The sequence below is a fragment of the Atlantibacter subterraneus genome (assembly GCF_007570865.1).
GTDB lineage: Bacteria > Pseudomonadota > Gammaproteobacteria > Enterobacterales > Enterobacteriaceae > Atlantibacter > Atlantibacter subterraneus.
This window is the reverse complement of the sequence record NZ_VLPS01000001.1, coordinates 116,042-130,423: the sequence shown is the minus strand read 5'-3', so window position 1 is coordinate 130,423 and position 14,382 is coordinate 116,042. Positions and strand designations below refer to the sequence as shown.

Genomic DNA, 14,382 nt, shown 5'->3' with positions numbered 1-14,382 from the left:
CCGAGGCTCCCTTTTTCTTTAAACGCTATCAGGCGTTTTTCAGTACTTCGCTAACAATTTCCACCGCTTCTTTCTCAATCTGCGCGCGATGTTCCGCGCCCAGGAAGCTTTCGCAGTAGATTTTGTAGGCGTCTTCGGTGCCGGACGGACGCGCCGCGAACCAGCCGTTATCAGTCATTACCTTCAGGCCGCCAATCGATGCACCATTGCCCGGCGCAGCGGTTAAGCGCGCGGTGATCGGATCGCCTGCCAGGGTGCTGGCGCTGACCATCTCCGGAGAGAGTTTAGACAACGCGGCTTTCTGCGCGGAAGTCGCGGACGCCTGTAGACGGTTATAGCTCGGTGCGCCAAAACGTGCAGCCAGCTCGTCATAGTGCTGCTGCGGGTTTTTACCGGTGACCGCCGTGATTTCTGCCGCCAGCAGGCACATGATGATGCCGTCTTTATCGGTGGACCACGGGGTGCCGTCAAAGCGCAGGAACGAAGCGCCCGCGCTTTCTTCGCCGCCGAAGCCGAAGCTGCCGTCAAACAGGCCATCAACGAACCACTTAAAGCCCACAGGCACTTCTACCAGTTTGCGGCCCAGGTCGTTGACCACGCGGTCAATCATCGCGGAAGAAACCAGGGTTTTACCCACCGCGACGTCTTTGCCCCACTGCGGACGATGCTGGAACAGATAGTTAATCGCCACGGCAAGGTAATGGTTCGGGTTCATCAGCCCTGCCGGCGTGACGATGCCGTGACGGTCATAATCCGGATCGTTGGCGAACGCCAGATCGAATTTGTCACGCAGCGCCAGCAGGCCAGCCATCGCGCATTCTGACGAGCAGTCCATGCGGATCGCACCGTCTTTATCCAGATGCATAAAGCGGAAGGTTTGATCAACGTGATCGTTAACGATAGTCAGATTTAAATTGTAGTGTTCGGCGATGCGTTTCCAGTATTCGATACCGGAACCACCCAGCGGATCGACGCCCAGCGTCAGGCCCGCTTTTTGAATGGCCGCCATGTCGACGATATCCGCCAGCCCTTCGACAAAAGGCTGCACCAGGTCTTGTGCGGTAATGCGACCGCTCGCCCAGGCGTCATCCAGCGAAACGCGTTTCACCGACTTCAGGCCTTCCGCCAGCAAGGCGTTGGCACGATCTTCCACCACTTTAGTGACGTTGGTGTCTGCCGGGCCACCGTTAGGCGGATTGTATTTAATGCCGCCATCTTCCGGCGGGTTATGGGACGGCGTGATCACAATCCCATCGGCCTGTTTTCCGCCCTGGCGGTTGTGCACCAGAATAGCGTTAGACACCGCCGGAGTCGGCGTGTAGCCGTTATCTTCCTGAACAATCACATCCACGCCGTTGGCGGCCAGCACTTCCAGCACCGAAATAAACGCCGGTTCGGATAGCGCGTGCGTGTCTTTACCTACATAGCAAGGGCCGGTCACGCCGTTTTTAGCGCGTTCTTCGGCAATAGCCTGAGCGATCGCCAGAATATGCGGCTCGTTAAAGCTGTGGCGCGCTGCGCTGCCGCGGTGGCCGGAGGTCCCGAATTTCACCGCATGCTCGCTGTTCCCCGACTGCGGTTTCAGCACGTAATACTGTGCAGTAAGTTGGGCAACATTAATCAAATCACGCTGTTGTGCAGGCTGCCCTGCACGGTTATGAATTGCCATGGCCTGGTCCTTTTGACGCATTAGTTAAATGGTGCCGCAAACCTTTTCAATCAATTCCGCCGGGAACTGCATTGACTGCATGATGTGCTCAATCATGCTGCATTTACGACCGGTATTGGTATTAGTAATCACCCAGTATGGCGTACCTGGCACGTGTTTGGGTTTGGTTTGATTACCGCTCTGCAAAAGCGTTTGCTGGTCACCCGCAAAATAGACGCGGGTGCGGCCATGCAGCGACTCGGTGGCATCGGCGAACGCTTTTGGATCCAGTGTATAGAGTGTAGACAGCACCAGCATGAAACGGTTAACGGCGCGCTTTTGCTCAGCGTACTCGTCAGAAAGCAGCAGCTCGCGAACGGCGCGCACACGATCTTTGGGGTTGTTGGCGGGTTTCTGTTCCATCACGGCGACGGCCGCGCTGCTCTCTTTTGCCGGTTTCTCGGCCTGCGGTTGCGCGGGGTTGAATTTCAGCATGCGACGCAAAATGTCGGACGCGCTTTCACCAATGTGCTGGGTGTGGCTCGCGATATAGCGATAAAGGTCGTCATCAACTTCAATCGTTTTCATTTTAATCCAGTGCGATATCTTTCTGAATACAAATCGTTGGGAGTATAGGATCAAACCCCAACAGCGGATAGCGTCAAGCCAGGGTGGCAGCAAAAGTCAGATTTAACTGGGATCTTGCGACCGGGCGGCAGAATGTTCAACATAATACCCTAACCTGACACCTGCAAAAAAAGAACTTTGCCATGAAATTACATACCCGAGCGCAATCTGCACAACAATCGCATAACGCCTCACCGATCTTGCTGGTCCACGGGCTGTTCGGAAGCCTGGATAACCTGGGCGTGCTGGCGCGCGAACTGATTACCGATTTCGACGTTATCCAGGTGGATATGCGCAACCACGGGTTGTCGCCGCGCAGCGATGTCATGACGTATCCGGCCATGGCCCAGGATCTGATTGATACGCTTGACCAACTGAGTATCGACAAAGCCATATTTATCGGCCACTCCATGGGTGGTAAAGCGGTGATGGCGGCGACCAAAATCGCGCCACAGCGCATCGATAAACTGGTGGCGATTGATATCGCGCCGGTTGATTACCAGGTGCGGCGGCACGATGAGATTTTCGCTGCAATCAATGCGGTTAGCGAATCCGGGGTAACGTCTCGCCAGGACGCAGCGGCGCTGATGCGCGAGCATATCCCGGAAGACGGCGTGATTCAGTTTCTGCTAAAGTCATTTGCCTCCGGCGAGTGGCGTTTCAATGTGCCGGTCCTGTGGGATCAATATTCACATATTGTCGGCTGGGAAACGGTGCCCGCCTGGGATCGCCCCGCGCTGTTTATTCGCGGCGGCAATTCGCCGTATGTAGATGAAACCCATCGCGATGCGCTGCTGGCGCAGTTTCCTCAGGCGCGTGCGCACGTGGTGGCTGGCGCGGGTCACTGGGTCCATGCCGAAAAACCGCAGGCCGTGGTGCGGGCCATCCGCCGCTACCTCGATGCTGAGTGACAAGCTGGTTAAAAATAGAGCGGCTGATAAGTTAGAGTGCCGTTAACGCGTTGGCGCGCCGGATTCCCTCATGTATGATGGCGCGCTTAACTGCATCCGAGCCCCGCTCCTGCACCCTGTTTTCCCTGTCAAAACGCGCATCATGGCCAAAGAACAAACGGACCGTACGACATTAGATCTGTTCTCGGACGAACGCCGCCCGGGCAGACCCAAGACTAACCCGCTGTCACGCGACGAACAGCTGCGCATCAATAAGCGCAACCAGTTGAAGCGTGACAAAGTGCGTGGGCTCAAGCGCGTTGAGCTCAAACTGAACGCCGACGCCGTTGAAGCGCTCAACATGCTGGCGGAAGCCCGCAATATCAGCCGCAGCGAATTAATCGAAGATATTCTGTTGTCACAGCTCGCGGCACTGAAGGACTGAGAGTTATCTAAAAACACGGCACAATGTAGCAGACTGTGCACATGGCCGTGATAGACATTTCCGCCTGCTTGTCTGTTCTGCTATGATTGCCCTATCTGTAGGCTTTTTGCCTCAACCATCTCATTAAGTTTCAAGAGGTTATTTTACTCATGGCAATCGTAGGCATTTTCTTCGGCAGCGATACCGGCAATACTGAAAATATCGCAAAAATGATTCAAAAACAGCTTGGTAAAGATGTGGCTGAAGTGCGTGATATTGCTAAAAGCAGCAAAGAAGACCTCGAAAGTTTTGATATTCTGCTGCTGGGTATCCCAACCTGGTACTACGGCGAAGCGCAGTGCGACTGGGATGACTTCTTCCCTACCCTCGAAGAGATCGATTTTAACAACAAACTGGTTGCCCTGTTTGGCTGCGGCGATCAGGAAGACTACGCCGAGTATTTCTGCGACGCATTGGGCACCATGCGCGATATTATCGAACCACGCGGCGCAACCATTGTTGGCCACTGGCCGACCGAAGGTTATCACTTTGAAGCCTCTAAAGGCCTGGCGGATGACGATCACTTCCTGGGTCTGGCCATTGATGAAGATCGCCAGCCGGAACTCACCGCAGAACGCGTTGAAAAATGGGTGAAACAGGTTTCTGAAGAACTGCATCTGCAGGACATCATCAACGCCTGATAACTCAAGGCGCTAAACCACTTAGCGCCTTAATTCTGCCATTGATAGGCAAAAGCGATAAAAATAATTGCTACAAATTTTTAACTTTTGCGTACAGACCTGTACAATACATCCCTCACGCATCGGGTGATTTTGCAACAAATGCAGGCGGCGCCACGATTTTGGGTATTTTTTAGCAAGGCTGTTGCAGTTTTCATTTAGGCATGGCAGTTCTATAATGAAACGCATAATGCCTTGCATTCGATCTCTTGCTCCCTGAGGAGCGAATCGTTACGTAACAGGACAAATTCCGCATGACTGACAACAATACCGCATTGAAGAAGGCTGGCCTGAAAGTCACGCTTCCGAGGTTAAAAATCCTCGAAGTGTTGCAGGGGCCGGACAACCACCATGTCAGTGCGGAAGATTTATATAAACGCTTGATCGACATGGGCGAAGAGATTGGTTTAGCGACCGTTTACCGCGTGCTTAACCAGTTCGATGATGCTGGCATTGTTACGCGTCATAATTTCGAAGGCGGCAAATCGGTTTTCGAACTGACTCAACAGCATCATCACGATCACCTCATTTGCCTGGACTGTGGCAAAGTGATTGAGTTTAGCGATGATTCTATTGAAGCGCGCCAGCGTGAAATTGCCTCCCGCCATGGTATTCGCTTAACAAATCACAGCCTCTACCTGTATGGGCACTGCGCGGAAGGTGATTGCCGTGAAGATGAAAACGCGCATGAAATCGCAGAAAAATAATTTTTTTCAGAACCAGTAATTCCAGTAAAAGCCGACTAATGTCGGCTTTTTTATTGATGATGGTTCAATAAAATAATGCATTTAAAAATAATTAATAAAAGAACATCTAAGTAAATCCTGTAATAAATTAAATAATGTTAATTACACTTTAAGAATTTATCAATAAGTATAGAATTCAGCGAGTTATGATATATTATGTAGCCTGAGGGTTCAGTTCGCCCGGTTGTTGGATTGCGGTTTAAAAATACCATCCTTTAAAATACCAGGTAACATCGCATTCGATAATAAAAATCTGGTTAATCGCAATGACATTACCGCAAAAACCTCTCTCTGAATTATATCGCTTGACGGATTTATTCACGGACTACCACAAACTCACACGCGTTGAGAGATTTACGTTAATACCGGTAAAAGCGCATACCGTTACGCTGATTCATGGCGGCCAGTTTTCAATCATTCGTAGCAGTGACAGGCTATTATTCGAGAAGCAAACGGCACCCGCGCTGTATGGCTTAACCGGTAATTCGCATACATTATCCTATATCCGTATTTATGCCGATACGCAGTGCCATTTCCAGCTGGTGCCTCTGGAGGCTTTTATGCAACGCCTTGAGGATAATCATTCGCTGCATTTGATACCCGCCATCTTATCCTGGCATATTGAAAGTTTGCTTTATCGTGATGAGATGATGATGGGAAGAAATAGCTACCAAATGATTAAGGGAAATATTCTCCATCTCAATCAGTTAGATGAATTTATGCGCGCAAAAATCAATGTGGCGGATTTTATCGTCAAGCGAACCAACTTATCCCGCAGTATTGTTATGAAAGTTTTATCCGCGCTGCGAGCTAAAAATTATATTGACGTTAAAAGAGGCAAGTTACTGACTATAAGTCAGTTGCCAGAAAAATTAAGTTGATATCAATAATAGCCAAAAAAACCGACGTTTTTACTATTAATAAGCCGTTAACAGATAACATCCCAAAAAAAACGCCGCATTACGCGGCGTTTTACCTGTAAGAGGTTATTCCCCGATTTTCGCCCAGGTATCGCGTAACCCTACGGTACGGTTGAACACCAAATGCTCAGGAGTGGAATATTTACTGTCGAGGCAGAAATATCCTTCGCGCTCGAACTGCAGCGCCTTACCCATTTCCGCATCCTGCAGGCCTGGTTCGCCAAAGCCCTGTTTGATGACCAGCGATTCCGGATTGATGGTCGACAGGAAATCTTCTGCGGCACCCGGATTCGGCACGCTAAACAGACGATCGTACAATCGAATTTCAATCGGTAGCGCATGGCTGGCGCTTACCCAGTGGATCACGCCTTTCACTTTACGGCCATCAGCCGGGTCTTTGCTCAGGGTTTCTGCATCGTAGCTACAGAAGATAGTGGTGATATTGCCTTCAGCGTCTTTCTCAACGCGTTCGGCCTTAATCACGTAAGCGTTACGCAGGCGTACTTCTTTGCCCAGCACCAGACGCTTGTACTGCTTGTTGGCTTCTTCACGGAAATCAGCGCGATCGATCCACACTTCACCGCTAAACGGCACATCGCGGCTGCCCATTTCCGGCTTGTTCGGGTGGTTCGGCATCGCAACGATTTCGCTCTGGCCTTGCGGGTAGTTCTCGATCACCAGTTTAACCGGGTCGATTACCGCCATCGCACGCGGCGCGTTCTCGTTGAGATCTTCGCGGATACAGGCTTCCAGCGCAGCCATTTCTACCGTGTTGTCTTGCTTGGTCACGCCGATGCGCTTACAGAATTCACGGATAGAGGCAGCGGTATAGCCACGGCGACGCAGACCGGAAATGGTCGGCATACGCGGGTCATCCCAACCTTCGACGATCTTTTCTGTCACCAGCAGGTTGAGTTTGCGCTTGGACATAATCGCATACTCAAGATTCAGGCGAGAAAACTCGTACTGACGCGGGTGAACCGGGATGGTGATGTTATCCAGCACCCAGTCATACAGGCGGCGGTTGTCCTGGAATTCCAGCGTGCACAGCGAATGGGTGATGCCTTCCAGCGCATCGGAGATGCAGTGGGTAAAGTCGTACATCGGGTAGATGCACCACTTGCTGCCGGTCTGGTGATGATCGGCAAACTTAATCCGGTAAATCACCGGGTCACGCATCACGATAAACGGCGAGGCCATATCGATTTTCGCGCGCAGGCAGGCTTTACCTTCTTCGAAACCACCGGTACGCATTTTCTCGAACAGCGCGAGGTTTTCTTCCACGCTACGGTCGCGGTACGGGCTGTTCTTACCCGGCTGGGTCAGGGTGCCGCGATATTCGCGAATCTGTTCCGGAGAGAGTTCGTCAACGTAGGCCAGGCCTTTGTTGATCAGCTCCACGGCGTACTGATGCAGCGCATCGAAATAGTCAGAGGAATAACGCACGTCTCCTGACCACTGGAAACCTAACCACTGGACGTCGTTCTTGATGGAATCAACGTATTCGATATCTTCTTTTACCGGGTTAGTGTCATCGAAACGCAGATTGCACTGGCCCTGATAATCTTTGGCGATGCCAAAGTTCAGGCAGATCGATTTTGCATGGCCAATATGCAAATAACCGTTCGGCTCAGGCGGGAAACGGGTATAAACAGTCGAGTGTTTTCCACTGGCCAAATCTTCATCAATGATTTGGCGAATAAAGTTAGTCGGGCGGGCTTCAGCCTCACTCATCGCGCATTCCTCAAAGCTTCGCAAAATAGATAACGGTGAATGATCTTATAACCTAAGACGGGACACAACCCTTAGTTGCACAAAAACGCAATTACCGCTGCGTTGCGGCGATTTTGCATAAAAAAAGCGGCGGAATTCTCTTCCGCCGCTTAAGGCAATCTCTTACTCAGGAGCGATTACTTGCCTTTAATCTCATACAGCGGGGTTTGACCGGCAATAACCTGACCCTGCGCCTTAATTACCAGGCCGCTGAAGTCATCGATATTGCTGCAAACCACCGGACTGATCATGGAGCGCGCATTGGCGTTCAGGAAGTCCAGATCCATTTCCAGCACCGGCTGGCCCGCCGTGACTTCAGCACCCTCTTCCACCAGGCGGCTAAAGCCCTGGCCGTTCAACGCCACCGTATCGATGCCCATATGGACAACGATTTCAGCGCCGTTTTCAGTTTCCAGGCAGAACGCATGGTTGGTGTTGAAGATCTTAACGATGGTCCCTGCGGCTGGTGAAACCACGGTTTTTGCCGTCGGTTTAATCGCCACGCCGTCGCCAACGGCTTTGCTGGCAAAAGCTTCGTCCGGAACGTCGTCCAGCGCGACCACTTCACCGGTTACCGGCGCAACCAGCGTTGCGATAGTGGCGGTGGTGTTTGGCATAGCCTGCGGTTTCGCCGTCTGAACCGGCGCAGCAACTGGTGCGGTTTCACCGGCAGCAGGCGCGGCGGCAGGTACGTTGCCGACGGTTTTCATCGCATCGGCGATTTTTTCCGCCATAAAGCCAACGATAATCTGCACGCCGGTTTTATTGAGACGGATAACGCCGGTAGCACCAAGGCGTTTCGCCAGGGCTTCGTTAACGCGGGAAGAGTCTTTCACGGACAGACGCAGACGGGTGATACAGGCGTCGATACCGGTCAGGTTATCGGAACCGCCGACTGCCGCCACGTACTGACGCGCCAGACCGGTGACATCCTGCTCTTTGGTGCCGCTGACGTTCACATCCTGACCATCCGCTTCGCTACCGGCAACCGCCAGTTCACGACCCGGGGTCATCAGGTTGAATTTGGTGATAACCAGACGGAACACCACGTAGTAGATAACGAAGAATACCAGACCCTGAACGATCAGCATGTACCACTGCGTCGCCAGCGGGTTACGGGTAGACAGCACCATATCCACCAGACCGGCGCTGAAGCCGAAACCGGCAATCCAGTGCATGCTGGCGGCGATGAATACCGAGATACCGGTCAGAATGGCGTGGATGACGTACAGTACCGGCGCAACGAACATGAAGGAGAATTCCAGCGGTTCGGTGATACCCGTGAAGAAGGCAGCAAACGCGCCCGCCATCATGATACCCAGTACTTTTGCTTTGTTTTCCGGACGTGCGCAGTGGTAAATCGCCAGCGCCGCGCCAGGCAGACCAAACATCATGATTGGGAAGAAGCCCGCCTGATAACGACCGGTGATGCCGACAATGCCTTTACCGGATTCGATAGACTGCGCGCCACCCAGGAAGTTAGGAATATCGTTGATGCCCGCCACGTCGAACCAGAACACGGAGTTCAGCGCGTGGTGCAGACCAACCGGAATCAGCAGACGGTTAAAGAAGGCGTAAACGCCCGCACCGACGGAGCCGAGTTTCTGGATGTGTTCGCCGAAGGTCACCAGGCCATCGAAAATCATTGGCCAGATGTACATCAGGATGAATGCCACCACAATCATCACGAAAGAGGTGAGGATGGGCACCAGACGACGACCGCTGAAGAACGACAGCGCTTTCGGCAGCTCAACGCCGCTGAAGCGGTTGTACAGTTCCGCAGAGATAATACCCACCAGGATACCAACGAACTGGTTGTTGATTTTACCAAACGCCGCGGGAACCTGATCGGCAGGGATTTTTTGGATCATCGACACCGCTGCCGGCGAGCAGAGGGTCGTTAACACTAAGAAGCCGACAAAACCGGTGAGCGCCGCCGCACCGTCTTTATCTTTAGACATCCCGTACGCCACACCAATGGCGAACAGAACCGACATGTTATCAATAATGGCAGAACCAGACTTAATGAAGAATGCCGCAAGCGCGTTATCTCCACCCCAGCCAACCGGGTCAATCCAGTAACCTACCCCCATCAGAATTGCTGCTGCAGGCAGGGTAGCAACCGGCACCATCAGCGCCCGGCCTACTCGTTGCAAATAACCTAGAATACTCACTTTATCCCCCTATGAGACCTGATAAGGCTCTTTCAAAGCCGTTTTTTTATTGTGTAACCAACCTTGAAAAATGCGGTGACGTTGCGCATCACACCGGAAGTGTGTGAAAAATTAATTCGTATCGCAAATTAAACGCGCATTTTTTGTGAGATTTATCACCAAATATCGCTATATACCCCCCATTACACTGGCTAACTCCCAAAACTTATTTTATGATTCAAAAAATCAAGGCGGAACGTTCCTGAGAGGCACGATAAAAGGAACCGTTTTACACTAACTGTATGTTCCGCCCGTCTGTTTTAAATTAACTATTTGAGGTGAATAATGAGACTGATTCCCCTGGCAACGGCACAGCAGGTCGGTAAATGGGCAGCACGCCATATTGTGAATCGCATTAATGCGTTCAAACCGACTGCAGATCGTCCTTTTGTGTTGGGTTTGCCGACCGGCGGCACGCCGCTGGAAGCGTACAAAGCGCTGGTAGAGATGCATAAAGCGGGCCAGGTGAGCTTTAAACATGTGGTCACCTTTAATATGGATGAATACGTCGGCCTGCCGAAAGAGCATCCGGAAAGCTACTACAGTTTCATGCACCGTAATTTCTTTGACCACGTTGATATCCCTGCTGAAAACATCAACTTACTGGATGGCAACGCGCCAGATATTGACGCAGAATGCCGTCAGTATGAAGAGAAAATTCGCTCCTACGGCAAAATTCACCTGTTTATGGGCGGCGTCGGCAATGACGGTCATATCGCCTTTAACGAACCGGCTTCCTCGCTCGCTTCCCGCACCCGTATTAAGACCCTGACGCATGACACCCGTGTGGCAAACTCCCGTTTCTTTGACGGCGACGTTAACCAGGTGCCGAAATATGCCCTGACCGTGGGCGTGGGCACGCTGCTGGACGCCGAAGAAGTGATGATTCTGGTACTGGGTCATGTGAAAGCGCAGGCGCTACAGGCGGCAGTTGAAGGCAACGTGAACCACATGTGGACGATCAGCTGCCTGCAGTTGCATCCTAAAGCCGTGATCGTCTGCGATGAGCCGTCTACCATGGAGCTCAAAGTGAAGACGCTGAGATACTTCACCGAACTCGAAGCAGAAAACATCAAAGGTCTTTAAGTGAGTATTTACCGGGGGTCATTATGTACGCATTAATCCACGGCCGCATTTATACCGGCCATGAAGTTCTGGACGACCACGCGATTGTTATCGCGAATGGCCTGATTGAACGCGTTTGTCCACTTGCCGATGTACCATCCGGCATTGAACAGCGCGACGTCGGCGGTGCCATCATTGCCCCCGGTTTTATTGATGTGCAGCTTAACGGCTGCGGCGGCGTCCAGTTTAACGATACCGCCGAAGCCGTTACGGTGAAGACGCTGGAAATTATGCAGGCTGCCAATGAAAAATCCGGCTGCACCAGCTATCTTCCCACGCTGATTACCAGCAGCGACGAATTAATGAAGCAAGGTATTCGCGTGATGCGCGAGTATCTGGCGAAGCACCCGAACCAGGCGCTGGGCCTCCATCTTGAAGGCCCATGGCTGAATCTGGTGAAAAAAGGCACCCATAATCCGGATTATGTCCGCAAGCCCGATGCCGAGCTGGTTGATTTCCTGTGTGAAAACGCCGATGTCATTACCAAAGTGACGCTTGCGCCTGAGCAGGTCGATCCGCAATTTATTCGCCAACTGGTAGCGGCCGGCATTATTGTTTCCGCCGGGCATTCCAACGCCACCTATAAAGAAGCCAAAATCGGCTTCCGCGCGGGTATTGGCTTTGCCACTCACTTATTTAACGCCATGCCGTATATTACCGGTCGCGAACCGGGCCTGGTGGGCGCGATTTTCGATGAGCCAGAGCTTTATTGCGGCATTATCGGTGATGGTTTGCATGTCGACTACGCCAATGTCCGTATTGCCAAGCAGATCAAGGGCGATAAACTTTGCCTTGTTACCGATGCCACAGCCCCCGCCGGTGCTGATATCGATCAGTTCATTTTTGCCGGTAAAACAATATACTACCGCAACGGGCTGTGTGTGGACGAGAACGGCACCCTCAGCGGTTCTGCACTGACCATGATTGAAGGCGTGCATAACCTCGTCGAGCATGTCGGCATCGCGCTGGATGAAGCGCTGCGCATGGCGTCGCTCTACCCGGCTCGCGCAATGGGCGTGGATAAAGACCTCGGCACAATCGAAGCCGGGAAAGTGGCCAACCTGACCGCCTTTACCCGCGATTATAAAATTATCAAGACCATCGTTAATGGTAACGAGGTCGTCACAGAGTAAGAACAGGCATGACAACTGGCGGACAGGCTCAAATTGGTAATGTTGATCTGGTAAAACAACTGAATAGCGCGGCGGTATATCGCCTTATCGATCAACACGGACCGATTTCGCGCATTCAGATTGCTGAACAAAGCCAGCTCGCACCCGCCAGCGTCACCAAAATCACTCGTCAGTTAATTGAACGCGGGTTGATCAAAGAAGTCGATCAGCAGGCCTCCACCGGGGGCCGCCGCGCTATCTCGATTATCACTGAAACCCGCAATTTTCAGGCCATCGGCGTTCGGCTGGGCCGCCATGACGCGACGCTGACGCTGTTCGATCTCAGCAGCAAAGCGCTGGCGGAAGAGCATTTTGCCCTGCCCGAACGCACGCAGGAAACGCTGGAAGACGCGTTGCTGAATGCCATCGCCCAATTTAGCGAAACCAACCTGCGCAAAATCCGCGAACTGATCGCTATTTCCGTTATTTTGCCAGGCCTGGTCGACCCGGATACCGGCGTAGTGCGTTATATGCCGCATATTGAGGTAGAAAACTGGCCGCTGGTCGAAAAACTCGAAAAACGTTTTAACCTCCCCTGCTTCGTAGGCCATGATATTCGCAGCCTGGCGCTGGCTGAGCACTATTTCGGTGCAACCCGCGACTGTGAAGACTCTATTCTGGTGCGCGTACACCGCGGTACCGGCGCAGGCATTATCTCTAATGGGCGGATTTTTATTGGCCGCAACGGCAACGTCGGTGAAATCGGTCATATTCAGGTGGATCCGTTAGGCGAACGCTGCCACTGCGGCAACTTTGGCTGCCTGGAAACCATCGCCGCCAATGCCGCCATTGAAGCGCGAGTGCGTCATCTGCTGGAGCGCGGTTATCAGAGCCGTCTGACCGTTGACGACTGCAACATCGATGCGATCTGCAAAGCCGCCAACCGTGGCGATCCGCTGGCCAGTGAAGTGATTGAGCATGTTGGCCGTCATTTGGGCAAAGCGGTGGCTATCGCGATCAACTTATTTAACCCGCAGAAAGTGGTTATCGCAGGGGAAATCATCAGCGCAGAAAAAGTGCTGCTACCCGCTATCGAAAGCTGCATCAACACCCAGGTCCTCAAGGCGTTCCGTAAAAACTTGCCGGTGGTGCGCTCGTCTCTTGACGATCGCTCCGCGATTGGTGCTTTCGCGCTGGTGAAGCGCGCAATGCTCAATGGCATGCTGCTGCAGCGTTTGCTGGAAAGTTGAAATTGCCAGTGTCATTTCCGTTATAGTTACTTCTTATCTTTCAGGCAGACCAGAGTAGTCCATGACCATTCAGAACGTAATTTGTGATATTGACGGCGTGCTGATGCACGACAACGTGGCCGTGCCCGGCGCGAGCGAATTCCTGACCCGTATTCTGGAGAAAGGCTTGCCGCTGGTGCTGTTGACCAACTACCCGTCGCAAACCGGCCAGGATCTCGCTAACCGTTTCGCCTCTGCGGGCATTAACGTGCCGGACAGCGTGTTTTACACCTCCGCTATGGCCACCGCCGACTTTCTGCGCCGTCAGGAAGGTAAAAAAGCCTATGTGGTGGGCGAAGGCGCATTAATCCACGAGTTGTACAAAGCCGGCTTTACCATTACCGATATCAACCCGGACTTTGTGATCGTGGGGGAAACCCGCTCCTATAACTGGGAAATGATGCACAAGGCCGCGTTCTTCGTGGCTAACGGCGCGCGCTTTATTGCCACTAACCCCGATACCCATGGTCGCGGCTTTTACCCGGCCTGCGGCGCGCTGTGCGCCGGGATTGAAAAAATCTCCGGACGTAAACCCTTTTACGTCGGTAAACCAAGCCCGTGGATCATCCGCGCGGCGCTGAATAAGATGCAGGCCCATTCCGAGCAGACGGTGATTGTCGGCGATAACCTGCGTACCGATATTCTGGCGGGCTTCCAGGCCGGTCTGGAAACGATTCTGGTACTTTCCGGGGTTTCCACCCTGAATGATATTGACGCCATGCCGTTCCGGCCTTCATGGATTTACCCCTCCGTCGCAGAAATCGACGTTATCTGATCCGAAGCCACGATTATCGTGGCTTCGTTATTTTTATCAGCGCTTTAAAACCCACCATCTAATAAAAATGCCTTTTCATTGAGGATCCATCAATAATCGC

The 14,382-nt window shown here is 52.4% G+C and carries 13 protein-coding genes; 9 read left to right on the top strand and 4 right to left on the bottom strand.

Going from position 1 to position 14,382, the window contains the following annotated elements:
* Positions 1-28: 28 nt before the first annotated feature.
* Both pgm and seqA read right to left on the bottom strand, forming a co-directional pair.
* Positions 29-1,669: a phosphoglucomutase (alpha-D-glucose-1,6-bisphosphate-dependent) gene (gene pgm, locus FND52_RS00615; RefSeq protein WP_144128993.1), complete on the bottom strand. Its 1,641-nt coding sequence runs from the start codon at positions 1,667-1,669 to the stop codon at positions 29-31.
* Positions 1,670-1,693: 24 nt separating this feature from the next.
* Positions 1,694-2,236 carry a replication initiation negative regulator SeqA gene (gene seqA / locus FND52_RS00610; RefSeq protein ID WP_144128992.1) on the bottom strand — a complete coding sequence of 181 codons (543 nt, stop codon included), beginning with the start codon at positions 2,234-2,236 and terminating at the stop codon, positions 1,694-1,696.
* Between the two features lie 182 nt (positions 2,237-2,418).
* Between seqA and ybfF the strand changes: the two genes are divergently transcribed.
* The 5 genes from ybfF to FND52_RS00585 all read left to right on the top strand — a co-directional run bounded on the left by ybfF (position 2,419) and on the right by FND52_RS00585 (position 5,956).
* The gene (gene ybfF / locus FND52_RS00605; RefSeq protein ID WP_144128991.1) at positions 2,419-3,186 is read left to right on the top strand and encodes an esterase; all 768 of its coding nucleotides are present in this window, start codon (positions 2,419-2,421) and stop codon (positions 3,184-3,186) included.
* A gap of 142 nt (positions 3,187-3,328) precedes the next feature.
* On the top strand, positions 3,329-3,610 hold the full coding sequence (ybfE, locus tag FND52_RS00600; RefSeq protein WP_167509312.1) for a LexA regulated protein: 282 nt from the start codon (positions 3,329-3,331) through the stop codon (positions 3,608-3,610).
* 149 nt (positions 3,611-3,759) lie between these two features.
* Entirely contained in the window at positions 3,760-4,290 is a 531-nt protein-coding gene (fldA, locus tag FND52_RS00595; RefSeq protein WP_167509311.1) for a flavodoxin FldA, read from the top strand.
* 293 nt (positions 4,291-4,583) lie between these two features.
* Positions 4,584-5,036, top strand: a complete 453-nt coding sequence (gene fur / locus FND52_RS00590; RefSeq protein WP_125294538.1) for a ferric iron uptake transcriptional regulator — start codon at positions 4,584-4,586, stop codon at positions 5,034-5,036.
* A 305-nt stretch (positions 5,037-5,341) separates the two neighbouring features.
* Complete coding sequence (locus FND52_RS00585; RefSeq protein WP_125294539.1) at positions 5,342-5,956, top strand: helix-turn-helix domain-containing protein; 615 nt, start codon at positions 5,342-5,344, stop codon at positions 5,954-5,956.
* A gap of 105 nt (positions 5,957-6,061) precedes the next feature.
* Here the strand turns inward: FND52_RS00585 and glnS are convergent, their stop codons facing one another.
* Positions 6,062-7,729, bottom strand: coding sequence for a glutamine--tRNA ligase (glnS, locus tag FND52_RS00580; protein ID WP_125294540.1), 1,668 nt, complete (start codon positions 7,727-7,729; stop codon positions 6,062-6,064).
* Positions 7,730-7,905: 176 nt separating this feature from the next.
* Positions 7,906-9,942, bottom strand: a complete 2,037-nt coding sequence (nagE, locus tag FND52_RS00575) for an N-acetylglucosamine-specific PTS transporter subunit IIBC (protein ID WP_125294541.1) — start codon at positions 9,940-9,942, stop codon at positions 7,906-7,908.
* 324 nt (positions 9,943-10,266) lie between these two features.
* Between nagE and nagB the strand changes: the two genes are divergently transcribed.
* The 4 genes from nagB to FND52_RS00555 all read left to right on the top strand — a co-directional run bounded on the left by nagB (position 10,267) and on the right by FND52_RS00555 (position 14,282).
* Positions 10,267-11,067 carry a glucosamine-6-phosphate deaminase gene (gene nagB, locus FND52_RS00570; RefSeq protein ID WP_125294542.1) on the top strand — a complete coding sequence of 267 codons (801 nt, stop codon included), beginning with the start codon at positions 10,267-10,269 and terminating at the stop codon, positions 11,065-11,067.
* Between the two features lie 23 nt (positions 11,068-11,090).
* Positions 11,091-12,239, top strand: a complete 1,149-nt coding sequence (gene nagA / locus FND52_RS00565) for an N-acetylglucosamine-6-phosphate deacetylase (protein ID WP_144128990.1) — start codon at positions 11,091-11,093, stop codon at positions 12,237-12,239.
* An 8-nt stretch (positions 12,240-12,247) separates the two neighbouring features.
* Positions 12,248-13,468 (top strand): DNA-binding transcriptional regulator NagC, encoded by a 1,221-nt coding sequence (gene nagC, locus FND52_RS00560; protein WP_125294544.1) that lies wholly within the window; start codon positions 12,248-12,250, stop codon positions 13,466-13,468.
* Between the two features lie 61 nt (positions 13,469-13,529).
* On the top strand, positions 13,530-14,282 hold the full coding sequence (locus FND52_RS00555) for an HAD-IIA family hydrolase (RefSeq protein ID WP_125294545.1): 753 nt from the start codon (positions 13,530-13,532) through the stop codon (positions 14,280-14,282).
* Positions 14,283-14,382 lie beyond the last annotated feature (100 nt).